This is a genomic window from Pseudomonas sp. SCT (assembly GCF_003864275.1).
Taxonomy (GTDB): Bacteria; Pseudomonadota; Gammaproteobacteria; order Pseudomonadales; family Pseudomonadaceae; genus Stutzerimonas; species Stutzerimonas stutzeri_AE.
In genome coordinates this window covers 73887-98458 of record NZ_BDJA01000002.1, presented here as the reverse complement: position 1 = coordinate 98458, position 24572 = coordinate 73887, and the positions used below count along the sequence as shown (strand labels likewise).

Below are 24572 nucleotides of genomic sequence, written 5' to 3'. Positions count from 1 at the left end.
CGGAAGATCAGCTTCCAGTCCTCTGTAGATGGCGGCAGGAGGGGTCTAATTCAACCCGGGTGACAATCGGCCTGTAACCGGATTATGCGCGACACGGCTGAAGCGAAACTGAATCCCCTCAACCTCGCGCCATGGCAACCAGCGCCTGGCGCACCGCCATTGGCGTTTCGCATGGTTCCGGAAACGCCAGCCAATGCAGTGCCTGGCCGATACGCAGATGGAAGCCCTCGCTATCGATCCCGACCATTTGCGCTGGCGCGCTCTGACGCACCCCGGCCTGTTCGACATAGCGGGCGATGGCAGCGGCGTGGTCATCGTTCATGTGCTCGACCATGCCCTGCTCCACCTCGCCGCTTTCGATCGCGAAGGGATTGGCCAGCGCGACGTGGTCCAGCCAGTGAATGGCGCCAAAGCCGCCGATGTAGCGCCAGCGCACCGGCTCCAGCATCCAGAAATCGAAGTCATGCACACGATGGTAGTCGCGCGACTCGGGAAAGTAGCGGTAGTAGCGCTGTGCCGCCGACTCGATTGCAGCGGGCTCAGCGAGCTGACGGGCTTCGGCAAGCAGCGTGAGTCGACCGGCCGCCTGCACATCCTCGGCGCCGCGTTCGCCGACCAGCAGCGAGCACCGCCCATCGGCCTTCAGATTGCGCGTGTGCTGGGCGATGCGGCTGATCAGGATCAGCGGCCAGCCATTGGCGTCCAGGCAGTAAGGCACTACCGAGCCGAACGGAAAGCCGGGCATGGCCTGGGAATGGGTGGAGAGCACGCCGCGGTATTCCTTGAGCAGGAGTTGTCGGGCATGCTTGCTGGCTTCGGCGCTCACCTGAGGCTCCTCGAGACGGGTCCGGATCGACGGGCGCCCAGCATAACGGTTTCCCCGGCGGGCGTCGTTCCCGCAGCAGAACGACCACATGGAGATAGGCATGCACCTTCAAGACAAAGTCATCATCGTCACCGGCGGCGGCCAGGGCCTCGGCCGCGCCATGGGCGAGTACCTGGCGAGCAAGGGCGCGCGGCTGGCACTGGTGGACCTGAATCAGGAGCGTCTGGATGAGGCGGTCGCGGCCTGCAAGGCCGCTGGCGGTGACGCCCGCGCCTACCTATGCAACGTCGCCATTGAAGAGCAGGTCAGCGACATGGTTGCGCGCGTTGCCGAGGATTTCGACGGCCTGCATGGCCTGGTGAACAACGCCGGCATCCTGCGCGACGGTCTGCTGCTCAAGGTCAAGGACGGCGAGATCAGCAAGATGAGCGTGGCGCAGTGGCAAGCGGTGATCGATGTCAACCTGACCGGAGTGTTCCTCTGCACCCGCGAGGTCGCGGCGAAGATGGTCGAGCTCAAAAGCGAGGGCGCGATCATCAACATCTCCTCGATCTCCCGCGCCGGCAACATGGGCCAGACCAACTACTCCGCCGCCAAGGCCGGCGTGGCCTCGGCCACAGTGGTCTGGGCCAAGGAGCTGGCGCGTTACGGCATCCGCGTTGCGGGCGTGGCGCCGGGCTTCATCGAGACGGAGATGGTTGCCAGCATGAAACCCGAAGCGCTGGAGAAGATGACCTCCGGCATCCCGCTCAGGCGCATGGGCAAGCCGGCCGAGATCGCCCATTCGGTGGCGTACATCTTCGAGAACGACTATTACACTGGGCGCATTCTCGAACTCGACGGCGGTCTGCGCCTCTGACCGCGTCGTCGGCCAAAAAAAGAAGGCAGCCATCGGGCTGCCTTCTTTATATATGTGCAAATCGGCGGGTTTCGCTTACCAGCCCACCCCGAAACCGATGCTGTAGCGTGTCTCGTCAAGGTCGTTGTCGGCGCCGCTGATGATGTCTTTCTGCGCCTTCATGTTCAGCGAGGCCCAGTCGGTCACCTTGTAGCGCAAACCAACCTCGGCATCGAGTGCGTAGTCAGCAACGTTTTCCAGCGGCTTGCCAAGCTCACCGGTACTGAACAGCTCGAAGGTCTTGCCGACCAGGTAGCGGTTGTAATCCCACTTGACCGCGGCCAGGTAGAAGTTTTCCTTGTCGCCATCGGCGAACTCGTAGTCGCTGCGGTTGATCAGCCCGGCCAGCGAGAATGCGCCCAGCTCGTTGTCCCAGAACTGGTAACCCGGACCGGTACCGATGGTGCGCTGACGGCGCACGTCTTCGATCTGGTCGCGCTTGTAGCTCAGGCGCCCCTGCCAGAACCAGTGCTGATCGAGGAAACGGTCCAGCGCGTACTCGGCGTCCCAGTTGTCGGTAACGGTCACACCGTCGCGGTATTCGCGGTTGTAGTTGCCGGTGCCGTTGTGCCGCCACAGGCCATGACGCGCCTTGGTATCGAAGGAGACGTCGTAATCATCCGTATCGGTTTCCGCACGCTTGTAATCCATCGCCACGTCGATGTTGCCTTTCCAGGTCAAATCCTGAATCAGCGGCTTGGGATGGATGATCTGGGTGATGCTCGCCAGCTCCACCGTGCGCGGCGCGGCACCGTTGACCAGGGTGACCTTGCCTGGATCGGAGGCCTGCAGCGAATGCGCGATTTCGCCGGAGACGTCGTCCTGTTTGACGAGCAGCTTGCGGTCGCTTTCCAGCGTGGCGATCTGGTTCCACTTCAATGGAATAGAGCCGCCGTATTCGGTTTCGATAAGCAGTTTGCCGCCGTCGAGCACGCTGATCTTGCCGGTCAGGCGATCGCCGTTCTTCAGCCAAACGGTGTCGGCGAACGATGGCAGGGCAACGGCGCAAAGGGTCGCGCAAAGCAGGGTTCTGGTGAGCATATGAGGGCTGCAAATCTGTCGAAGACGGTTGAAAGGCTGGCATTATCCCTATGCATTGAGCTACAGCAAGCACAGACCGCCGAATGGAGCGCGAGTTCGCTGCCGCCGGCTCTCACATCATCCGGAAGCCTCCTGCATGATTGACCACGCACCGCTGCTACCGCCTTCTGCCGACGCTGAAACGCGGCGCGCTGCCGTTTACCTGGTTATGTCGCAGATTCCGCCCGGCAAGGTCGTCAGCTACGGCGAACTGGCTGCCATGGCCGGGTTGGGCCGCGCTGCTCGCTGGGTTGGCCGGCTGATGTCACAGCTGCCAGATGACACCAGCCTGCCCTGGCACCGAGTGATCGCCGCGGGCGGCCGCCTCAGCCTGCCAGCTGGCACAGCCGCCGGACACGAGCAGCGCATGCGGCTGCGCGCCGAAGGGCTCTCCATCGTCAACGACCGGGTGGACTTGCGTCGGCACGGCTGGCATTCGACGGAGCACAGCGGTTAGAGTGCGCCCTTCGTCCGAACTGTACAGAACCTCGATGTATGTCCCGTGAAACCTGGCGCGATGCGCTAGCCGCCTACGCCAGCCCCGCTACGCTGGCCCTGCTGTTGCTGGGTTTCGCTGCGGGCCTTCCCGCTGTACTGGTGTTCTCCACGCTGTCGGTCTGGCTGCGCGAAGCGGGCGTTTCCCGGGAGACCATCGGTTTCGCCAGCTGGATCAGTCTGGCCTATGCCTTCAAGTGGGTCTGGTCGCCGATGCTCGACCAGTGGCGCCTGCCCTGGATCGGCAGCCTCGGCCGCCGGCGCTCATGGCTGGTGCTGTCGCAGGCGCTGATCGCCATCGGCCTGATCGGCATGGCGTTGTGCAATCCGCAGCACAACCTGACCATGCTCATCGCGCTGGCGGTGGTGGTGGCCTTCTCCTCGGCCACCCAGGACATCGCCATCGATGCGTACCGCCTGGAAATAGCCGAGGACAAGTTGCAGGCGACCCTGGCCGCGAGCTACATGACCGGCTACCGGATCGCCATGCTGCTGGCCAGCGCCGGCGCGCTGTTCCTCGCCGAATGGCTGGGGTCGAGCAGCCTCGACTACAACCAGGCGGCCTGGACCACCACCTATCTGGTCTTTGCGCTGCTGATCGTTCCCGGCCTGATCACCAGCCTGGTGATCCGTGAGCCGGATGCAGGCATCCCGCTCCCCAACGAGCCGTCACGCTTCAGCTTCAACCATCAACTGGCAGCAGTCGGCCTGCTTTTGGTGCTGCTGATCTCGGTACCGGCAATGATCAATGCACTGATCGCTCAGGCCTGGCCACGGGCGACACTCTACGCGCTGTTCATTCTCGGGACGATTTCGCCGGTAGGACGGGCGCTGTTCGTCCCGGTACGGCACATCTTCAGCCAAGCCAAGGAACGCCAACGGCCGACACGCTTCGACTTCACCCATCAGGCGGTATCGGTGATCGTGCTGATCATCCTGATGGTCTCCACCACGGGCATGTTCCAGTCCTACTGGGGCGGCTACTGGCCACGCGGCACCATGTACCTGCTGATCTGCTGGGGCTGCCTGTCGGCACCGGGGCGCATCCTGATGGGCCCGGTGCTGACGCCGATCACCGACTTCATCGTCCGCTACCGCTGGCAGGCCTTGTTGCTGCTCGGACTGATCGCCACCTATCGCATGTCGGACACGGTGATGGGCGTAATGGCCAACGTGTTCTACATCGACCAGGGATTTTCCAAGGACGAGATCGCCAGCGTCAGCAAGCTGTTCGGTCTGGTCATGACACTGCTTGGCGCCGCATTCGGCGGCTTGCTCATCGTGCGCTTCAGCATCCTGCCGATCCTCTTCATCGGCGGTGTCGCCTCGGCGGCGACCAATCTGATGTTCATGCTGCTGGTGGAGATGGGTGCGAACCTGCAGATGCTCATCGTCACCATTTCCTGCGACAACTTCAGTGGCGGCCTGGCGTCCACCGCGTTCGTTGCCTACCTGTCGAGCCTGACCAATCTGAAGTTCTCCGCCACGCAATATGCCTTGCTCAGCTCGCTGATGCTGCTGTTGCCGCGCCTGCTTGGCGGCTATTCCGGCGTGATGGTCGAAAGCCTCGGCTACAGCAACTTCTTCCTGGTCACCGCCCTGCTGGGCATCCCGACGCTGGTGCTGATTGCCTGGCAGTGGACCCGGAGCCGACGGCAACCGGATGACGGGGTACGCGAGGGCGCCTCGGAGCGCAGCTGAAAACGAAGAAGCCGGCAGATGCCGGCTTCGTTCTGTCTGCAGGTCGAATCAGCGCTGCACCAGATGCACTACCCGCTGCGGGAACGGGATTCCGACGCCCGCGGCAGTCAATCGCTCCTTGGCCTGCTCGGTGAAGCTGAAGGTCACCGGCCAGAAATCAGCGGTCGCCACCCAGACACGCAGGGACAGATTCACCGAGCTGTCGCCAAGCCCGGTAACGAACACCACCGGCTCGGGTTCGCGCAATACCCGCGGGTCCTCGGCAATCTCCAGCAATACCTGGCGCGCCAGCTTGATGTCGCTGCTGTAGTCGATGCCAATGTTGATGTCGGCACGGCGCCGCGGCTCACGGGAGAAGTTGGTGATGTGCCCGTTGGACAGCGCCCCGTTGGGCACCACCACGGTCTTGTTGTCGCCGGTCTTGAGCACCGTATGAAATATCTGGATGGAGTTGACGGTGCCCGCGATACCTTGCGCCTCGATCCACTCGCCAACGCGAAACGGACGGAACAGCAGGATCAGCACACCACCAGCGAAGTTCGCCAAGCTACCCTGCAACGCCAGGCCGATGGCCAGACCGGCAGCGCCGATCACCGCGATGAAGGATGTGGTTTCTACGCCGATCATCGACGCCACGCTGACCAGCAGCAGGACCTTGAGCACCACGCTGGCCAGGCTGCCGATGAAGCCATGCAGGGTCGGGTCCACCTGCCGGCGCTGCAGCAGGCTGCTGACCTTGGCGGTCAGGGTGTTGATCAGCCACCAGCCGAACAGAAACGTCAGCAGCGCCAGCGTTACCTGCGCGCCGTATTGCAGCACGACGGGCAGCCAGGATTCGGAAAGATCGACCAGGTAGTCGACGGAGAGGTCCATGGAGATACTCCTTCAAGGCATCAGTGCCCGGAGAACGGGCACCGACGAAAAGCGGGGGATGAAGGCACGCGCCGAGGCGCTGAGGCAGGATCAGTCGCGGAAGTTGTTGAACTGCAGCGGCATGCCGAATTCGTGGCCACGCAGCAGGGCGATGGCTTCCTGCAGGTCGTCGCGCTTCTTGCCGGTGACGCGCACCTGCTCGCCCTGAATGGCGGCCTGCACCTTGAGCTTGGCATCCTTGATGTAGGCGACGATCTTCTTCGCCAGCTCCTTGTCGATGCCCTCGCGCAGCACCACTTCCTGCTTGGTGCTCTTGCCGGAAGCGTAGGCATCCTTGATCTCCAGGCACTGGATATCGATCTTGCGTTTGACCAGGCTCAACTTGAGGATCTCGAGCATCTGCTCCAATTGGAACTCGGCGTCCGCCGTCAGCTGCACGGTCAGATCCTTTTGCTCGAAGCTGCCTTTGCCGCGCAGATCGTAACGACGATCCAGTTCCTTGATCGCGTTATCGACCGCGTTGGTGACTTCGTGCTTGTCCAGTTCGGACACCACGTCGAACGAGGGCATGGGGATTCCTCCACTGTATAGCGCGACTGGCCGCATGAGCCGAGCGCGTATGTCTTGACGGTTAAGAAAGCGCGGTCATTATAACGATTCGACGTGTCAGCGCCCGCCCTACGGCAAGGAGTGACAGGACGTCCCCATTCAATTGATTGAGCTTGCCATGCCCAACCCTCTCCTGAGCATTCTCGTCGTCGATGACGCCAAATTCTCCAGCGTCATGATCGGTCGCGCACTGAGCAAGGCCGGCTACCAGGATATCCGCTTTGCCAGCAGCGCCGCCGACGCACTGGTGCAGCATTCGCAACGCCCCGCGCATGTCCTGCTGGCGGACTGGCTGATGCCGGAAATGGACGGCCTCGAGCTGACCGGCCAGATTCGCCAGCGCGACGCCCAGAGCGGGCACTACAGCTACATCATCCTGCTCACCGGCCGTGACAGCGAGAACGCCCTGGGGCAGGCGTTCGACCACGGCGTTGACGACTTCATCAGCAAGTCGGCGATGAACGAGCAGCTGTTGCCGCGCATCTTCGCCGCCGACCGTCTATGCGGCTCGCTGCAACGGCTCAAGCAGGAGAATCACCAGCTCGCAGAGAATGTCGCGAGCCTCGAAGGGCAGAGCCTGCAGGACCCGCAGACCCATCTCGGCAACGCCCGCTACATGCACCAGCGCCTGGCGGCCAGCCTGCGCCAGATGGAGAACCGCGGCACGGCGCTGTACTACCTGCAGATCGGCCTGCCCGACGCCGATGCGCTGCGCGAGCGCTATGGCGATGCGGTCTACGCGGAGATACTCAGCGCCATCGGCACACGCCTGCAGCAGCTCGTCCGCCCACTGGATGTCGTGTGCCGAATCAATGAAAGCCAGTTCGGCCTGCTGGCCCTGGTCAACGATCTCAAGGGTTGTTCGCCGAGCAGTTTCAAGCGCCTGCATGAAGGCCTGAATCTCAGGGCGCTGAAGACCAGCGAGGGTTTCGTATCCATCAAGGCGGGCATCAGTCTGATCAGCCTCGACACTGATGCGCTGCCGATCGCGCCTGAAACCATCATCGAGCGCGCGGCCGCCCTGCTGCCGAGCGCCTACAGCACCGGCCGCATCGTGCCGTTGCGCCTGAAGCAGTCGGCCTGAGGGTGAGCTGGCACGTCCTCGGCGCAGGCGCACTCGGCAGCCTCTGGGCGGCCCGCCTGGCTGAAGCGGGCGCAACAGTACGGATAATCCTGCGCTCTGCCCAGCGCCTCGCCGATTACCAGCGCGCCGGCGGGCTCACGCTGACTGCCGACGATCTATCTCGGCTCTACGCCATCCCGGCAGAACTGCCTGATGCAAGCACGCCGATCCAACGCCTGCTGGTCGCGTGCAAAGCCTACGACGCCGAAGGCGCAATCGCTCAGGTGGCGTCCCGCCTCTCCTCTGGCTGCGAAATACTCCTGTTGCAGAACGGCCTCGGCAGCCAGCAGGCGATCGCCGAACGCTGGCCGCAGGCGCGTTGCATCTTCGTGTCGAGTACCGAAGGGGCCTATCGAGAAGACAATTTCCATGTCGTGTTCGCCGGCCGTGGGCAGAACTGGCTGGGCGATTCGAACGGCGGCAGTGCACCGGCCTGGCTGGACGAACTGAACCGAGCGGGCATCCCGCAAACCTGGTCCAGCGACATCCTCGCGCGGCTCTGGCGCAAGCTGGCACTGAACTGCGCGATCAATCCGCTGACGGTGCTCCACGATTGCCGTAATGGCGAGCTGCTGCAGCATCGCGAGCAGCTCGCCGAGCTGTGCGAAGAACTCGTCGAACTGCTCGAAGCCAGCGGTCAGCCATCCGCGGCCAGCGATCTGCAAGGCGAGGTACTGCGGGTGATCGACGCCACCGCGGCCAACTATTCATCGATGTATCAGGACGTTCGACTCGGCCGGCGCACCGAGATCGCCTACCTGCTCGGCCATGCCTGCCGCAGCGCCGACTCGCTGGGGCTCGCGCTACCCCGGCTGCACGAACTGCATCGCCACCTGCGTGAACACCTGAGCCAGCGCGGATTGCCCACGGACTGAGCCGCAGCTACCCTGCAGAAACTCTCTGCTATGCCGTGTCCCGCCAATGATCCTGCGTCAGCGCCTCGAAAACCTTCCGGTCGGCCGTAAACTGCTGCTGGCACTGCTCGTCCTGCTTGCCGCCGTTCTGCTGGTTTCCAACCTGACGTTCATCAGCGCGGCCTACTGGATTTCACGGCAGAGCGTCGCGCCGCAGGCCATGCACACCCTCGGCGAGCTATTCGCTACCGAAGAACTGAGCGCGCGGGCGCTGTCTTCGCCGGAAGCCGCCAGTAGATTGCTCAAGCGCCTCGAAGGCTACGCACCGCTGCGCGCGGCGATGATCTACGACCGTGACGGCAACAGCCTCGCGCAACTCCAGCAAGGCGACCGATTGCGTCTGCCGGAACAGCTCAGCGATGTCGAACGTTGGCGCGCCAGCGAGATTCGCGCCAACCTGCTGGTCAGGCTGCCGCAAGCCGATGGCAGTGCCGGGCATCTGCTGATGGTCGCCAGCAGCGAGCTGCCCGGCGCCTTCTACACCGGCACGCTGACCGCCAGCCTGGCCATTCTCGTTGCCAGCCTGCTGCTGTGGATCCTGGTTGCGCGGCAGATCCGCCAGCTCATTACCCGCCCGATTCGCGATCTGGAGGCGCTGTCGCGCCAGGTCACCCGCGAGGAGGACTATTCCCTGCGCGCCAAGCCCGGCAACCAAGACGAGATCGGCCGATTGGCCGATGCCTTCAACACCATGCTGTCGCGCATGGAGGCACGCGAGCAGCAGCTCAAGCGCGCCCGTGACGATGCCCAGGAAGCCTTCGACCATGCCCAGGGTCTGGCCGAGGAAACGCGCCACTCCAACCGTAAACTGGAGCTGGAAGTGCAGGTGCGCAGCAAGATCGAACAGAAGCTCACCGGCTTCCAGAAATACCTCAATAGCATCATCGACTCGATGCCCTCGGCGCTTATCGCCCTCGACGAACAGCTCTACGTCACCCAATGGAACCAGGAAGCCAGCGCCCTTTCCGGAACGCCGCTGGATGACGCGCTCAACCAGCCGGTATTCGTCGCCTTCGAGCCGCTCAAGCCGTTTCTCGCGCAGATTCGCCGCACTTCGGAACAGCACGTGGTGGCGAAGATCGAGCGGGTGACCTGGATGCGCAACGACGAGCCGCACCACTATGCGCTGACCTGCTACCCACTGACCGGCGCAGGTGGCCGCGGTGTGGTGATCCGCATCGACGACATCACCCAGCGCATCAACATGGAAGAAATGATGGTGCAGTCGGAGAAAATGCTCTCGGTGGGCAGCCTCGCGGCCGGCATGGCCCACGAGATCAACAATCCTCTCGGCGCCATCCTGCACAACGCGCAGAACATCCGCCGCCGGCTCTCGCCCGAGCTCGAGCGCAATCGCGAGGCCGCGGAGGAAACCGGCGTGCGCCTGGAAGCGGTCAACCAGTACCTACAGCGCCGCGAAGTGCCGCAGCTGCTCGATGGTATCCAGCAGGCCGGCTCGCGCGCGGCGAAGATCGTCAGCCACATGCTCAGCTTCAGCCGCATGAGCAACCGTCAGCTGGCGGACTGCCAGTTGCCCGTTCTGATCGATCAGGCACTGGAGATCGCCGGAAACGACTTCGCCCTGATGGAAGGCTTCGACTTCAAGGCCATCGATATCGTTCGTGACTTCGACCCGCGGATCGACCGCGTACCGTGCATCGGCAACGAGCTGGAGCAGGTCTTGCTCAACCTGCTGAAGAACGCTGCACAGGCCATCCATACCCATCAGAGCGACGAGCCGGGACAGATCATCCTGCGCACGCGCCTGAATCCGCCGTGGGCGGAAATTCAGGTCGAGGACAACGGCGGCGGCATCCCGGAGAATGTGCGCAAGCGCATCTTCGAGCCGTTCTTCACCACCAAGGAAGTCGGCCAGGGAACCGGGCTGGGTCTTTCCGTCTCGTATTTCATCATCACCAACAACCATCAGGGGCAGATGGAGGTGCAGTGCCAAGCTGGCCACGGCACCACGTTCACCCTGCGGTTGCCGCTGAGCTCGCCCGGCGAGCAGATGGCGACCTGAACCAAGGAACCGATACATGGGCAATCGACTGTCGAAAATCTACACCCGCACCGGCGATAGCGGCGAAACCGGCCTCGGCGACGGCCGTCGGGTTGCCAAGGACCATCCTCGCGTGGAGGCCATGGGCGAGGTCGACACCCTCAACAGTCAGCTCGGCCTGTTGCTGGCCGAACTGGCCGATGCGCAGGTGCAGTGGCCAACGCTCGACGAGCTGATCAGCGTTTTCGCGCCTTGCCAGCACCGTTTGTTCGACCTCGGCGGCGAGCTGGCGATGCCCGACTACCAGGCGCTGCAGGACAACGAAATCGAGCGGCTGGAACAGGCCATCGATCGCTGGAACCAGGAGCTCGGGCCGCTGAAGGAATTCATCCTGCCAGGTGGTTCCCGGCTGATCGCCCTCGCCCACCTGTGCCGCAGCATGACGCGCACTGCCGAGCGTCGCTGTCAGCAGCTCAATGCCAGCGAAACGGTACGCCCGGTGCTGCTGGCCTATCTGAACCGGCTCTCCGATGCGCTGTTCGTCGCCGCTCGCTTGATCGCTCGGCGCCAGGGTTGCGGTGAAATACTCTGGCAGCCAGCCGCTGCTTCACCTGCCGCGGATGACTGAGCCGGTCGTGGCGCGACAGGCCCGCCGTCGCGACCAGCTGCACGCCGCCTGGGAAGCCTTCATCGTCCTGTTGGTGTGCATCAACCTGTCGCTGATTCTGTTCGACAGCCTGTTCGCCCTGCAGCCTGTCAGCGCAGTGCTGGCGGACCTCGTGCCAGAGCTGCACGCGCGTTACCAGCAGAGTGTCCACGCCAACTTCCAGTACATCGACCTGGGCTTCGTCGCGATCTTCGTCCTCGACGTGCTGCTCGGCTGGACCGTGGCACTGTTCGAGCGCCGCTATGCACGCTGGTACTACTACCCGTTCGCGCACTGGTATGACGTGCTCGGCTGCATTCCCCTGGCCGGGCTGCGCTGGTTGCGCGTACTGCGTGTCGGCACGCTGCTGATCCGCCTGCAGCGCCTGGGGCTGATCGACATGCGCGGCTGGGCCATCTACGGCCTTTTCAGCCGTTATTACTACCTGCTGATCGAGGAGCTTTCCGACCGGGTGATGGTGCGCCTGTTCGGCCGCCTGCAGCAGGAGATCGGCGCCAGCGACGACCTTTCGCGCCGGCTGCTGCAGGAAGTGGTGCGGCCGCGCAAACAGCGCTTGCTCAACGACATCTCGCGGCGCCTGCAGGACATGCTGGAGACCGGCTACCGCGACAATCGCGGCGCCATCGAAGGTTATGTCAGCCAACTGATTCACCAGGCGCTGCAGAACAATCCCGAGATGCACAATCTGCGGCGCCTGCCACTGGGCAACCGCCTGGCCAGCACGCTCGACGATGCACTCAGCGACATCGCCGCGCGGCTGCTGCAGGGCGCCGTGGAAGGCATGCGTGGCCCGCAGTTCCAGGCACTGGCCGGCAATCTCGCCGACGAGTTCTTCGATGCCTGGGTCTACCAGGACAAAAATACCGACCTGGCGCTGGAAGAACTGCTGGTCGACGTCATCGAAGTGCTCAAGCAGCAGGTGCTCGACCGCCGCTGGAGTCGTTTCGTCGGCCCCACGCCCCCACCGACACATCCCGAGTGAGCGGACTGACGCAGTGCTCTCCGCTGCGTGCCCCAAGGGCCGTTGGAGGCGAGTGCTGACCTGCTACTCGTCGACCGCCTTGAAGCCCTCAGGAGATTTTTCGTCGAGACGCGCGCCGATGATCATCTCGGTCGCCCAGTTCACCAGAATCGAGGTGTAGGCCTCCTGGCAGCGCTCGTTGCTCAGCGCATGGTCGGCACCGTCGATGATGCGATGGGTGAGGGAGTGGGTGCCGTGGAAGGCGGCACGATAGCTCATGATGGTTTCGTGCGGGACGAAGGTATCGTGCTCGGATTCGACGATCAGCACGTCGCCGCGAAACGCCGCGCAGGCGGCCAACGCGCGGTTCTCGTCCGGTAGCACGCGCCGGCTGCGCAGCTGGTTGAGGACGTCGCGATCGAGCTGCCGCTTGGGCACCTGCCACTCCTCGTCGCGGTACAGCGCCGGCACGCGCAGGGCCAGCCACTTCACCGGACGCAGCTCGGTGAGAATCGCCGCGAGGTAGCCGCCATAGCTGGTGCCGACCACTGCAATCGCGGAGGGGTCGATATGCGGGTGCTGGGCCAGCAGATCGTAAGCGGCGAGCAGATCATTGAGGTTCTGCTCCCGCGTCACGGTTTCCTGTTGCGCGCGGGTCTGCGCATGGCCGCGCAGATCGAACGACAGGCAGACACAACCAAGCCCGGCGATACCACGCGCGCGGTTCAGGTCGCGCTGCTGGCTGCCACCCCAACCGTGTACGAACAGCACGCCTGGCATCTTCTCCGGCGGTGAGAGGAAGGTCCCGGCGATATGCTCATCACCCACCAGGATGTTCACCATTTCGCTATGCGTCGCCATAGTCCTCCACCGTTACACACTTGGTGATGAAACCCACATCGGCGTCCTCGTCCCGATACAGAACTTGCGCACCGGCCGGCACGCTCTGCTCGCGCCCATAGAACTCCAGCGAAGACGCCTTCACCGCGCGCGCCGAAGTGCCTTGCCTGAAGACTTCCAGGGCAGCCACTTCAGCGCTGCTGGCACCGCCGATACGCCAGGATTGCTCGAGCACGCCGGAACGTGACCGGCCCCGGCCATCGACGCCCTGGGCGATGTCGTAGTTGCGTCGCGAGGCGAAGAAATGCCGATAACAGGCCGAGGCTGCCTCGTCGTAGACCTGCGCCTGGCGCACGGCCAGACGAGTCGTCTCCGGCAGATCAAGGGCCATCAGCGCCTCGAAGTCGCCATCGACGACCACCAGATCCGAGCCGCCATACACCTCGTTGCCCGCGTTGTCCCGAGTCAGGCGCTGCGTACCGTAGTAACTGGCCAGACGGCCCCCGACACGTACCTGGCCGACACTGAAGGTGATGACGCGATCCAGATGCGCCTCCAGAACCAGGCCGTACTGGGCCAGCTCCTTTTCATCGAGCGCAAACAAGGCCTCATCGAGGGTATCGGCATCATCGACGCGCTGCTGCCCGCGGCCACCCGTGGCGCGTACCGGCTTGATCCGCACCGGCCCTTCGTGCAAAAGGCGCCGCCCGGCGTCACGCGCATCCTCGATGCTGAAGGCGCTGTAGCCGGCCAGCACGCTGCCCTTGACCTGGGTACTGAAGTCCCGCGACCAGCCGACCGGCGCCACGGCGTCCGGACGCACCAGCGGGTGGGTGATCGCTTTGGTTTCGACAAAGGCCTGCGGCACGACACCACCAAACAGGTCACCCTCCTCGTTCAGCCCCAGCTCCAGGGCTTCGCGGAGGCCGACGACGGTGCCCGACGGTATCAGGTAGGGATGGGCGTCATAGCGACGCGTTGGATCGTACTCACCGCCGTAACTCGTCCCCAGCAAGGTCGCCAGGCGTTCGGCCAAGGCCGCGTGGACGACCTTCTCGTGCTGCGGCTCGCGTGGTCGGTTGGCATAGGTCAGCACGACCCGGCGTGAGCTCTGCAGCGTTTGCGCATTCATCATCGTTGTGGACAGCTCCATGGACTGCTCGGCATGTACGTCCTGAGACCCGGCGCGCCGGCAGGCGTTCGCTTCTGACTGAGCGTCCCGCCGAGCGCCAGAAACGAAAAAGGGGAGCAACCTCGCGGCTGCTCCCCTTCTTTTTGCGCTTCGATTCAGGCCGTCGCAGACGACCGGATCAGGTGATCGAAGGCGCTCAGCGAGGCCTTGGCGCCTTCACCGACGGCGATCACGATCTGCTTGTACGGCACCGTGGTCACGTCGCCGGCAGCAAACACACCGGGAATGCTGGTCTGGCCCTTGGCATCGACGATGATCTCGCCGAAGCGCGACAGCTCCAGGGTGCCCTTGAGCCATTCGCTGTTGGGCAGCAGGCCGATCTGCACGAAGATGCCTTCCAGCTCGATGCTGTGCATTTCTTCGCTGGAGCGGTCCTTGTAGACCAGACCGGTGACCTTCTGGCCATCGCCCTTGACCTCGGTGGTCTGCGCCATCTTCAGCACGCGAACGTTGGACAGGCTGTTGAGCTTGCGCTGCAGCACGGCGTCGGCACGCAGGTCTTCGCCGAATTCCAGCAGGGTCACGTGGGCGACGATGCCGGCCAGGTCGATGGCCGCCTCCACGCCGGAGTTGCCACCGCCGATCACCGCCACGCGCTTGCCCTTGAACAGCGGGCCGTCGCAGTGCGGGCAGTAGGCGACGCCACGGCCGCGGTATTCCTGCTCGCCGGGCACGTTCATTTCGCGCCAGCGCGCGCCGGTGGCGAGGATCAGGGTCTTGGCCTTGAGCTCGCCGCCGTTTTCGAACTGCACGCGATGCAGGCCGTCGTCGCCCGCCGGAATCAGCTGGCTGGCGCGCTGCAGGTTCATGATGTCGACCTCGTACTCGCGCACGTGCTCTTCCAGCGCGCGGGCCAGTTTCGGGCCTTCGGTTTCCTTCACCGAGATGAAGTTCTCGATGGCCATGGTGTCGAGCACCTGACCGCCGAAGCGCTCGGCGGCGACGCCGGTGCGGATGCCCTTGCGCGCGGCGTAGATCGCCGCTGCGGCGCCGGCCGGGCCACCACCGACGACCAGCACGTCGAAGGCATCCTTGGCCTTGAGCTTCTCGGCGTCACGGGCGCTGGAGCCGGTGTCGAGCTTGGCGAGGATCTCTTCCTCACTCATGCGACCCTGGGTGAACAGCTCGCCGTTGAGGTAGATGCTCGGCACCGACATGATCTGACGGGCTTCGACTTCGTCCTGGAACAGTGCGCCGTCGATGGCGACGTGCTTGATGTTCGGGTTGAGCACCGCCATCAGGTTCAGCGCCTGAACCACGTCCGGGCAGTTCTGGCAGGACAGCGAGAAGTAGGTTTCGAAGCTGTAGTCGCCATCCAGCGCCCTGATCTGCTCGATCACTTCCGGTGCAGTCTTCGACGGATGACCGCCGACCTGCAGCAGGGCCAGGACCAGCGAGGTGAATTCGTGGCCCATGGGGATGCCGGCGAAGCGCAGGCTGATGTTGCCGCCGATGCGGTTGAGCGAGAACGACGGCCTGCGTGCATCGTTGCCATCGGTCTTCAGGGTGATCTTGTCGCTGAGGCCGGCGATGTCCTGCAGCAGGCTCAGCATTTCCCGGGATTTCTCGCCGTCATCGAGGGACGCGACGATCTCGAAGGGCTGGGTGACCTTCTCCAGGTAGGCTTTCAACTGGGTCTTGAGATTGGTGTCCAACATGAGCAGCGGTACCCCGTACGGAATTCAGGAAATAAAACGCCCGGACGGTTCGCGTCCAGGCGTTGGGTTGCCAGAGGGCTTTGAAAAGCCCTCGAGCACGCAGGGCAGATAGGCGAAGCCTTAGATCTTGCCGACCAGGTCCAGCGAAGGAGCCAGGGTCTTCTCGCCTTCTTTCCACTTGGCCGGGCAAACTTCACCCGGGTGAGCGGCGGTGTACTGAGCGGCTTTCAGCTTGCGCAGAGTTTCCGACACGTCACGAGCGATCTCGTTGGAATGAATCTCGACGGTCTTGATCACGCCTTCCGGGTTGATCAGGAAGGTGCCACGCAGAGCCAGACCTTCTTCTTCGATGTGCACACCGAAAGCGCGGGTCAGCTGGTGAGTCGGGTCACCGATCAGCGGGAACTGCGCCTTGCCAACGGCAGGGGAAGTTTCATGCCAGACCTTGTGCGAGAAATGGGTGTCGGTGGTGACGATGTAAACCTCGGTACCGGCCTTCTGGAATTCGGCGTAGCTGTTGGCTGCGTCTTCGATTTCAGTCGGGCAGTTGAAGGTGAAGGCAGCCGGCATGAAGATCAGCACGGACCACTTGCCCTTCAGGGATTCTTCGGTGACTTCGATGAACTTGCCATTGTGGAAGGCATTGACTTTGAAGGGTTGAACTTGAGTGTTGATCAGCGACATCTGCTAACTCCTTTAGGGGGTTCAGAAACTTAACGGGGCCTACGATAACGCAGTCAGCAGCATACCGTTAATTGATTAAGGGAATGACCGCGATTGCTTTCATCTATCGAAGACACATTTATCGGGTTTACAGCAGCATCGCCAGTGACCTGCATCAGCGCCAGCGGTTCAATCCGGCCAGAACGCTCGAATCGCAGCGACACCCTGCGCACCGGCCTGGCGTGCCGCGGACAGGTCGGATGCCTGAAGTCCGCCCAACAGGTAGGCCGGGCGGTCGAAGCCTAGCAGTAAATCCGCGACCTGCGGCCAGCCCAACGGTGAGGCATCCGGATGGCTGGCTGTCGCCAGCACTGGCGACAGCGTGACGAAATCTACTCCCAATGCGGCCGCCAGCGCCAGCTCCACGGCATCGTGACAGGACGCCGCCAACCAGCGGCTCGCCGCGATCGGTCGTTCCCGCCCCGCATGCTCTCGCAGCTGCCCAGCGGTCAGATGCCAGCCTGCCTCGGGATAGTCGCATGCCCACTGTAGCGGGCCCTTGAGCATCAGCTGAGCCCGCCCCTCGCACAAGGCCAGCGCCCGCTCCGCCATTGCACGGTAGTCGGCAGACGGTAGCGACGGCACGCGCAGCTGGATCAGCCGTATGCCGTCATCCAGCGCTCGCGCCAGTCCTTCGAGCAACCGTTGTGGGGCGATGCCATCCGGCGTTATCAGGTAGCGGTGCGGCAAGCGCGCAGCCGCGACGATCGGCTGATTCGCAGCCGGGAAGCTGTAGTTCGTCAGCTGATCCGCCGTCACCCACATCAGCGGTTGGCCTTCCGCCCCGTGGGGTTCACCGGTAAACGCCTGCACCTCCCAGACATCGAGCAGCACTTGCTTGTCCGGATAATCGTGGCGCACCTGGATCAACGGCTGCGCCGCGGTAACGACGATGCCCAGCTCCTCCAGCAACTCACGCGCCAGCGCCGCCTCGACGCGCTCATCAGCCTCGACCTTGCCGCCGGGAAATTCCCACAATCCTCCCTGGTGTTTTTCGAGCGGACGCTTTGCGATAAGCACGCGCGCGTCGGCGCCACGAATGACGGCTGCGGCTACATGGATTCGTTTCACTTTCGCACTTCCTGCAGGGCGCTCTGATGCCAGCGCTGAAAAGCCGGCCACTGATGGATAGTCTCGACGTAGCTCGCTGCAACCGCCGGCAGTGCCACTCGATAGCTTCGCAGGCGGGAAGCCACCGGGGCATAGAACGCATCAGTGATGCCTGGTTGGCCAAATAGATAATCACCGCTCTGGCCAAAGCGCTCGCGGCAATCGCTCCAGATAGCGCAGATTCGCTCGACGTCTGCCCGCACTGCCTCGGGTAGCTCGGGCAAGGCCTGATCACGCGCCATATCCATCGGCAGATGACTGCGCAGCGCCTGAAAGCCACTGTGCATCTCCGCGCAGATACTTCGCGCCAATGCGCGCGCATAGCGCTCGCGTGGCCAGAGGTGTGCATTGGGGAAATGCTCGGCCAGGTATTCGGCGATTGCCAACGAATCCCACACCGGGCCGTCCTCGGTTAGCAGTACCGGCACCTTGCCGGTCGGCGAGTAAGCCAGCAGCCGGGCTCGGCTGTCCGGCCGATAGAGCGAGACCGGAACCTGCGCGCACGCAGCGCCGGACAGTTCTACAGCCAGGGCGGCGCGCAGCGACCAGGATGAGTAGTTCTTGTCGCCGATTACCAATTGCAGAGCCATGACCGATGCACCTCGAGTTGCCTTCGGAAGAGTCAGCGGACGTTAAAGCGCGGCAAGCGGAAATGGCAATTCCCGTTGCACATGGGGCCATGCGCAACGGGAATAGCTAAGGGCAGGGTTCGATCAGGTCCGGTACTCGGCGTTGATCTTCACGTACTCGTGGGACAGATCGGTGGTCCAGATGGTCTCGCTGCAATCTCCACGTCCGAGCTCGATACGGATGGTGATTTCCTCACGGGCCATTACTGCCGCGCCCTGCTCTTCCGTGTAGCTGGGCGAGCGCCCGCCCTGGCTGGCGATGCAGACCTCGCCGAGGAACACATCGATCTTGCTCACGTCCAGGTCTCGCACGCCGGCATAGCCGACCGCAGCGAGAATGCGGCCCCAGTTCGGGTCCGAGGCGAACAGCGCAGTCTTTATCAGCGGCGAATGCGCGACGGCATAGGCGACGTCCAGGCACTCCTGATGATTACCACCGCCGTTGACCTGCACCGTGACGAACTTGGTCGCACCTTCGCCGTCGCGGACGATGGCCTGAGCCACTTCCATGAACACTTCCAGCACAGCCTGCTTGAGCTTGCCGAACAGTTCGCCGGCAGCTTCGGTGATCTCCGGCAGCGCCGCCTGGCCGGTGGCGATCAGCATGCAGCAATCGTTGGTGGAGGTGTCACCATCGATGGTGATGCGGTTGAACGACTTGTTTGCCGCATCGCGTACCAGATCCTGCAACACGCTGCCGGCGACCTTGGCATCGGTGGCGATATAGCCAAGCATGGTCGCCATGTTCGGCCGGATCATCCCGGCGCCCTTGCTGATACCGGTGACGGTCACCGTCACGCCATCGTGCTGGAACTGACGGCTAGCACCCTTGGGCAGCGTATCGGTGGTCATGATGCCGGTAGCGGCCTCTGCCCAATGATCAGGCGACAGATCATCGAGCGCAGCCTGCAGCGCCGATTCGATCTTCTGTACCGGCAGCGGCTCGCCGATCACGCCAGTCGAGAAAGGCAGCACGGCCGTCTCGTCGCTTCCGGTGATGGCCGCAAGGGCCGCGCAGGTGTGGCGGGCGTCGGCCAGACCTTGCGGCCCGGTTCCGGCATTGGCATTACCGGTGTTAGTCAGCAGGTAACGCACCGGTCCGTGCATACGCTCGCGCGTGACGAGCACGGGGGCGGCGCAGAAGGCGTTGGTGGTGGTCACTCCAGCGACACGGGAGCCCTCGGCACAGCGCATGATCACTACGTCCTTACGCCCCGGTCGCTTGATTCCGGCCGAAGCAATGCCGAGTTCGAAACCGGGTACCGGGTGCAGGGTAGGTAAAGGACCAAGACCGACAGCCATGGATGCGCTCCTTCAGAACAATGGATGGCCAACAGGCCAAGAAAGGGTTTGCGACAAAAACGCCGCGAGCGGCAGAAGCCGGTCGCGGCGCGGAATCAACAGGCGAGGTCGGACTTACTGAACCTGCCCGTGACAATGCTTGTACTTCTTGCCCGATCCGCACGGGCAAGGCTCGTTGCGACCGATCTTCGGCTCGGTACGCACCGGCGCCACGGCGACGTCTGGCTGGCCCTCGACTTCTGCGGGCTCCTCCTCCGGCTGATCCAGCGCGGACACCTCGGCATGCTGGAACTGCATGCGCTTGGCCAGTTCTTCGGCTTCGTGGCGCAGGCGGGCTTCCTCTTCGGCCGGGTCTTCTCGACGAACCTGCACATGGGACAGCACGCGGATGCTGTCGCGCTTGATCGATTCGAGCAGGTCCTGGAACAACGTGAAGGACTCGCGCTTGTATTCCTGCTTCGGGTTCTTCTGCGCGTAGCCGCGCAGGTGGATGCCGTGACGCAGGTGGTCCATGGTTGAGAGGTGGTCTTTCCACAGATCATCCAGCACACGCAGCACGATCTGCTTCTCGAAGGAACGCAGTGCCTCGACGCCAGCCAGCTCTTCCTTCTCGTTGTAGGCGGCCAGCAGCGCTTCGAGAATGCGCTCGCGCAGCGTTTCCTCGTAGAGTTTTTCGTCCTCGTCGAGCCACTGCTGGACCGGCAGACGCGTACCGAAATCGCTGTAGAGCACCGCCTCCAGGCCCGGGATATCCCACTGTTCCGGCAGCGACTGCGGCGGGATGTGCGCGCTGATCGCGGCGTCCAGCGCTTCCTGGCGAAATTCGGCGATGGTCTGGCCGATTTCATCGGCTGCGAGCAGGCTGTTGCGCATGTGGTAGATCACCTTGCGCTGCTCGTTGGCCACGTCGTCGTACTCGAGCAGCTGCTTGCGCATGTCGAAGTTGCGGCCTTCAACCTTGCGCTGCGCCTTTTCAATGGCGTTGGTGACCATGCGGTGCTCGATGGCCTCGCCGGACTCCATGCCCAGCGCCTTCATGAAGTTCTTCACCCGATCGGAGGCGAAGATGCGCATCAGGCTGTCTTCCAGCGACAGATAGAAACGGCTCGAACCCGGGTCACCCTGACGACCGGCACGACCGCGCAACTGGTTGTCGATACGACGGGATTCATGACGCTCGGATGCAATCACGTGCAGGCCGCCCGCCTCGAGGACCTGCTGGTGACGCTTCTGCCAATCCGCCTTGATCTGCGCGACCTGTTCTTCGGTCGGGTTGTCCAGCGCCGCGACTTCCACTTCCCAGTTGCCGCCCAGCAGGATGTCGGTACCACGGCCGGCCATGTTGGTGGCGATGGTCACGGCACCGGGGCGCCCGGCCTGGGCGATGATCTCGGCTTCCTTGTCGTGGTGCTTGGCGTTGAGCACCTTGTGCTCGAAACCTTCGGCCTCCAGCAGGCGCGACACGTATTCGGAGGACTCGATGGTGGCTGTACCGACCAACACCGGACGGCCCTGCTCCCGGCACTCCTTGATGTCGGAGATGATCGCGGCGAACTTCTCTTCCTGGGTCAGATAGACCAGGTCGTTGAAGTCCTTGCGCGCCAGCGGCCTATTGGTCGGGATAACCACGACCGGCAGGTTGTAGATCTGCTGGAATTCAAACGCTTCAGTGTCGGCGGTACCGGTCATGCCGGCCAGCTTCTTGTACAGGCGGAAGTAGTTCTGGAAGGTGGTCGAAGCCAGGGTCTGGCTCTCGGGCTGGATCTGCAGCCCTTCCTTCGCTTCGATGGCCTGATGCAGACCTTCGGAAAGGCGGCGGCCCGGCATGGTGCGGCCGGTGTGCTCGTCGATCAGCAGCACCTGGTTGTTCTGCACGATGTATTCGACGTTGCGATGGAACAGCTTGTGGGCACGCAGGCCAGAATACACATGTGTCAGCAAACCGAGGTTATGCGCCGAATAGAGGCTTTCGCCCTCGGCCAGCAGACCGGCTTGGGTCAGCAGCTCCTCGATATACTGGTGACCCTGTTCGTTCAGCTCGACCTGGCGGGTTTTCTCATCGATGGAGAAATGCCCTTCCTGAGTAACGACTCCCTCCTCTTCCTCGATGTGCTGGGTAAGGCGTGGAATGAGCAGGTTGATCTGCTGGTAAAGCTTGGAGCTGTCTTCAGCCTGCCCGGAAATGATCAGCGGTGTGCGCGCTTCATCGATCAGAATGGAGTCGACTTCGTCGATTACGGCGAAGTTGAGTTCGCGCTGGTTCTTTTCCTGCAGGCTGAACGCCATGTTGTCACGCAGGTAGTCGAAGCCGAACTCGTTGTTGGTGCCATAGGTAATGTCGGCTGCGTAGGCAGCGCGCTTTTCTTCCGGCGGCTGGAACGGGGTGACGATGCCGACCGAGAGGCCGAGGAATTCGTACAGCGGGCGCATCCAGTTGGCATCGCGTCGCGCCAGGTAGTCGTTGACCGTGACTACGTGCACACCTTTGCCGGCCAGCGCATTGAGGTAAACGGCCAGGGTTGCCACCAGGGTCTTGCCTTCACCGGTACGCATCTCGGCGATGCGCCCTTCGTGCAGGGTCATGCCACCGATCAGCTGCACATCGAAGTGGCGCATGCCCATGACGCGCTTGCCCGCTTCGCGGCAGACGGCGAATGCTTCGGGGAGGATCTGATCGAGGGTTTCGCCTTTCTCGAGACGGGCCTTGAACTCTTCGGTCTTGCTGCGCAGTTGCTCGTCGGAGAGCGACAGCATCTGCTCTTCGAGGGCATTGACGGACTGCACCGCCTTGAGCATGCGTTTGACCTCACGCTCATTCTTGCTTCCAAAGAGTTTCTTCAATAAAGGCGCAAACATATCGACAAAGACTTCCATGCTGGGGATGGAGGCACGTCCGCGAGGTCACGGCTGCGTGCAAAGGGGCCATTCTACTCGGAAACGGCAGTGAGGAAAGGTGCCTGACTGCGCAGCACCATGACGCAACGGACGCGCTACCGGGTACCTGTATATTCGCAGCTGGCAGGCGATAAACCCTCTAGACAGGGCCTTTGCGCAGCACGCCAAAGCCGGAGGCAGCAGGATATTCCCCGAACCGGCTTCTGCTACCATTCACGCTTCTACCAAGCATCTCGGACCATCATGGCCTTTCGCCCGTCGCCGGCTCGTGCTCCTGCCTCATTGTTGCGCGAAGCGAAGCCGCTCAGAGCTTTGTTCGGCGAAGCCCTTCGGCTCGATCGTCTGCAACAGCTGCTGGAGAGCCAGTTGCAGCCCGCAGCACGCGAACACTGCCGCGTGGCATCCTGGCGCGAAGGTTGTCTGCTGCTTATCGTCACTGACGGCCACTGGGCGACACGGCTGCGCTATCAGCAGCGGCGTCTGCAACGTCAACTGGAAGTGCTCGAAGAGTTCGCGGGCCTGACGCGTATCCAGTTCAAGGTACAGCCACCGCCCCCGCCCAGGCACACGCCGGCGCGTACGCAACCGCTTTCGAGCAACGCCGCCGACAGCATTCAGGCGGCAGCTGATGGCATCCGCGACCCCAAGCTTCGCGCTGCACTGGAACGTCTGGCCAGCCGCAGCAAAGTGGAAGACTGACATCCTGCGACAAATGCTTGCCACTTCGTTGTTGCCCGGGGTCCGCCGCCACGGGTTAGCATGCCCCCATCGCAACGGAGAACGTTCATGCTGCCCAACCACCTGATCGTCGGTACTCGACCATGCTGATTGGCGCTCTGCTCATCCTGACCTGGCTGGTGCTGCTGATCCGCTATCCATTCAGGGCCGTACCCATTTCACTGGGTGCCGTGCTCGGCCTTGCCTTGGTCGCTGGCTGGGTACTCTGGCAGGAGCATCGCGAAGAGCAGTTGCTCGCTCGTATCGAAATTCAGCTGACTCACGACCCTCGTCGCTGCGCCGGCGGGCAGCCGCTGCATGTGCGCCTGCACAATCACACCGACAAGAAGTTGCAGAGCCTGCAGTGGGAAGTCGCCGCCTATGCGCCGGGCTCGCGCACCAACCTGGCGCGACGCGCCTACGATGCACCGGACTACCAGGGGGCAGGTGGTCTGCAGCCCGGCGCAAGCTGGGAATCCTGCCTGCCGCTACCGCTGCTGCGCGCCGGTTACCGCGCCGCCACACTGGAGTTTCGGGCCGAGCGCGTGCAAGGCCGATTCGAGAACTGACGAAACTCCGCTTCCTGCGCAGACTTTCAATCTTCGCCGCAGCCGCTTATGCTGTACAAATAAACAGTATCAATCTGCCAATGACCGAGGTGGTAAATGGCCGTCGAAGTGGTGTACCGCAGCAGTCGGGACCTGGAGCGCTTGTTCATGGATAAAGCCGAAGCCGATCGTCACGACAAGATGCTTGAGCTGGCAGAGGCGCTAGCTGCGGTGCTGCAGCAAGCTTCGCCGTCGCTGAGCGAACAGCAAGCCGAAGACATCGGCATCTACATGGCCAGGCACCGCGAGTTGTTTGCCAAGGCATTCAAGAGCAGCCCCGATGTTCTGACGGAGCTGACTGCGCAGGCATGAGATGAGATGAGATGGCAGGTATGCCCGCGACATTTTGCGGCGGTCAAGCCGTTGCGCCCGGGAAACTTGTCATCGCCTTGCCTGGTCCATTGCTGGCAACCCCTCACACAGGTATCCAGGCATGACGAGTCCATTTCAGAAGATCAGTGATGTGTTTCGTCCGCGCTACAACGTCAACTTCAGCATCGAGAAGCCCGATGGCAGCATTCTGCTGACATTGACGGGCTCGGAAGGCGTTGCAGTGAAGCGCTACATCAGTGCCGACCAATGGCGCGATCAACAGCAATTGCAGCGACTCATCACCAGCCTGCAAGTCAGTCTGGCCATCGAGCGCGGCGAGCAGTTACCACAACGGATGTCCCACGGAGGCTTGCAACCCGCACCAGTGTAATGTCATCAACCTGACTGCCTGCAGGTTGCGCCGCTCCGCCCCGAAA

24 protein-coding genes are annotated in these 24572 nt (G+C 63.0%); 12 read left to right on the top strand and 12 right to left on the bottom strand.

Annotated features, from left to right (window positions below; genetic code table 11):
* Positions 1-118: 118 nt before the first annotated feature.
* Complete coding sequence (locus BHD08_RS04855) at positions 119-826, bottom strand: HugZ family protein (RefSeq protein WP_023444102.1); 708 nt, start codon at positions 824-826, stop codon at positions 119-121.
* A gap of 100 nt (positions 827-926) precedes the next feature.
* On the opposite strand from BHD08_RS04855, the gene BHD08_RS04850 reads away from it, so the two are divergent.
* Positions 927-1685 carry an SDR family oxidoreductase gene (locus BHD08_RS04850; protein WP_023444101.1) on the top strand — a complete coding sequence of 253 codons (759 nt, stop codon included), beginning with the start codon at positions 927-929 and terminating at the stop codon, positions 1683-1685.
* A gap of 75 nt (positions 1686-1760) precedes the next feature.
* Here the strand turns inward: BHD08_RS04850 and BHD08_RS04845 are convergent, their stop codons facing one another.
* Positions 1761-2765 (bottom strand): DUF481 domain-containing protein, encoded by a 1005-nt coding sequence (locus BHD08_RS04845; protein ID WP_015276031.1) that lies wholly within the window; start codon positions 2763-2765, stop codon positions 1761-1763.
* Positions 2766-2901: 136 nt separating this feature from the next.
* Here BHD08_RS04845 and BHD08_RS04840 point away from each other — a divergent pair, with 136 nt between their 5' ends.
* The gene (locus BHD08_RS04840; protein ID WP_125021011.1) at positions 2902-3261 is read left to right on the top strand and encodes an MGMT family protein; all 360 of its coding nucleotides are present in this window, start codon (positions 2902-2904) and stop codon (positions 3259-3261) included.
* Between the two features lie 38 nt (positions 3262-3299).
* Positions 3300-5000, top strand: a complete 1701-nt coding sequence (locus BHD08_RS04835; RefSeq protein WP_125021010.1) for an AmpG family muropeptide MFS transporter — start codon at positions 3300-3302, stop codon at positions 4998-5000.
* Between the two features lie 48 nt (positions 5001-5048).
* On the opposite strand, the gene BHD08_RS04830 is transcribed toward BHD08_RS04835, so the two are convergent.
* Both BHD08_RS04830 and BHD08_RS04825 read right to left on the bottom strand, forming a co-directional pair.
* Positions 5049-5873: a mechanosensitive ion channel family protein gene (locus BHD08_RS04830; protein ID WP_106157841.1), complete on the bottom strand. Its 825-nt coding sequence runs from the start codon at positions 5871-5873 to the stop codon at positions 5049-5051.
* Between the two features lie 90 nt (positions 5874-5963).
* On the bottom strand, positions 5964-6443 hold the full coding sequence (locus BHD08_RS04825) for a YajQ family cyclic di-GMP-binding protein (protein WP_125021009.1): 480 nt from the start codon (positions 6441-6443) through the stop codon (positions 5964-5966).
* A 157-nt stretch (positions 6444-6600) separates the two neighbouring features.
* Here BHD08_RS04825 and BHD08_RS04820 point away from each other — a divergent pair, with 157 nt between their 5' ends.
* From BHD08_RS04820 to BHD08_RS04800, 5 genes are read left to right on the top strand one after another with little or no spacing between them, the layout of a single operon-like run.
* Entirely contained in the window at positions 6601-7566 is a 966-nt protein-coding gene (locus tag BHD08_RS04820; protein WP_014819368.1) for a response regulator, read from the top strand.
* A gap of 2 nt (positions 7567-7568) precedes the next feature.
* Entirely contained in the window at positions 7569-8480 is a 912-nt protein-coding gene (locus tag BHD08_RS04815; protein WP_125021008.1) for a putative 2-dehydropantoate 2-reductase, read from the top strand.
* Between the two features lie 46 nt (positions 8481-8526).
* Positions 8527-10542, top strand: a complete 2016-nt coding sequence (locus BHD08_RS04810; protein WP_023444096.1) for an ATP-binding protein — start codon at positions 8527-8529, stop codon at positions 10540-10542.
* Between the two features lie 16 nt (positions 10543-10558).
* Positions 10559-11149: a cob(I)yrinic acid a,c-diamide adenosyltransferase gene (locus BHD08_RS04805; RefSeq protein WP_023444095.1), complete on the top strand. Its 591-nt coding sequence runs from the start codon at positions 10559-10561 to the stop codon at positions 11147-11149.
* A complete protein-coding gene (locus BHD08_RS04800) occupies positions 11142-12170 on the top strand; it encodes an ion transporter (RefSeq protein ID WP_177412639.1) in 1029 nt (342 codons plus the stop codon). The genes BHD08_RS04805 and BHD08_RS04800 overlap by 8 nt, the downstream gene beginning before the upstream one ends.
* 63 nt (positions 12171-12233) lie before the next feature.
* Here the strand turns inward: BHD08_RS04800 and BHD08_RS04795 are convergent, their stop codons facing one another.
* The 8 genes from BHD08_RS04795 to secA all read right to left on the bottom strand — a co-directional run bounded on the left by BHD08_RS04795 (position 12234) and on the right by secA (position 22459).
* Complete coding sequence (locus tag BHD08_RS04795) at positions 12234-13010, bottom strand: S9 family peptidase (RefSeq protein WP_023444093.1); 777 nt, start codon at positions 13008-13010, stop codon at positions 12234-12236.
* The gene (locus BHD08_RS04790; protein ID WP_125021477.1) at positions 12997-14124 is read right to left on the bottom strand and encodes a DUF3182 family protein; all 1128 of its coding nucleotides are present in this window, start codon (positions 14122-14124) and stop codon (positions 12997-12999) included. The genes BHD08_RS04795 and BHD08_RS04790 overlap by 14 nt, the downstream gene beginning before the upstream one ends.
* A gap of 152 nt (positions 14125-14276) precedes the next feature.
* Positions 14277-15839, bottom strand: a complete 1563-nt coding sequence (gene ahpF, locus BHD08_RS04785; protein WP_125021006.1) for an alkyl hydroperoxide reductase subunit F — start codon at positions 15837-15839, stop codon at positions 14277-14279.
* Positions 15840-15959: 120 nt separating this feature from the next.
* On the bottom strand, positions 15960-16523 hold the full coding sequence (gene ahpC, locus BHD08_RS04780) for an alkyl hydroperoxide reductase subunit C (protein WP_003284760.1): 564 nt from the start codon (positions 16521-16523) through the stop codon (positions 15960-15962).
* Positions 16524-16691: 168 nt separating this feature from the next.
* Positions 16692-17633 (bottom strand): Nudix family hydrolase, encoded by a 942-nt coding sequence (locus tag BHD08_RS04775; protein WP_125021005.1) that lies wholly within the window; start codon positions 17631-17633, stop codon positions 16692-16694.
* Positions 17630-18262: a glutathione S-transferase family protein gene (locus BHD08_RS04770; protein WP_011914251.1), complete on the bottom strand. Its 633-nt coding sequence runs from the start codon at positions 18260-18262 to the stop codon at positions 17630-17632. The genes BHD08_RS04775 and BHD08_RS04770 overlap by 4 nt, the downstream gene beginning before the upstream one ends.
* Before the next feature lie 123 nt (positions 18263-18385).
* The gene (gene argJ, locus BHD08_RS04765) at positions 18386-19603 is read right to left on the bottom strand and encodes a bifunctional glutamate N-acetyltransferase/amino-acid acetyltransferase ArgJ (protein ID WP_003284766.1); all 1218 of its coding nucleotides are present in this window, start codon (positions 19601-19603) and stop codon (positions 18386-18388) included.
* A gap of 114 nt (positions 19604-19717) precedes the next feature.
* Positions 19718-22459 (bottom strand): preprotein translocase subunit SecA, encoded by a 2742-nt coding sequence (gene secA / locus BHD08_RS04760; RefSeq protein WP_125021475.1) that lies wholly within the window; start codon positions 22457-22459, stop codon positions 19718-19720.
* Positions 22460-22741: 282 nt separating this feature from the next.
* On the opposite strand from secA, the gene BHD08_RS04755 reads away from it, so the two are divergent.
* The 4 genes from BHD08_RS04755 (at position 22742) to BHD08_RS04740 (ending at position 24526) form a co-directional block, all read left to right on the top strand.
* Positions 22742-23197 carry a DciA family protein gene (locus BHD08_RS04755; RefSeq protein WP_125021004.1) on the top strand — a complete coding sequence of 152 codons (456 nt, stop codon included), beginning with the start codon at positions 22742-22744 and terminating at the stop codon, positions 23195-23197.
* A gap of 122 nt (positions 23198-23319) precedes the next feature.
* Entirely contained in the window at positions 23320-23784 is a 465-nt protein-coding gene (locus BHD08_RS04750; protein ID WP_003299830.1) for a hypothetical protein, read from the top strand.
* 96 nt (positions 23785-23880) lie between these two features.
* Positions 23881-24135, top strand: a complete 255-nt coding sequence (locus tag BHD08_RS04745) for a YebG family protein (RefSeq protein WP_003299828.1) — start codon at positions 23881-23883, stop codon at positions 24133-24135.
* A gap of 121 nt (positions 24136-24256) precedes the next feature.
* A complete protein-coding gene (locus BHD08_RS04740; protein WP_042922310.1) occupies positions 24257-24526 on the top strand; it encodes a DUF3509 domain-containing protein in 270 nt (89 codons plus the stop codon).
* Positions 24527-24572 lie beyond the last annotated feature (46 nt).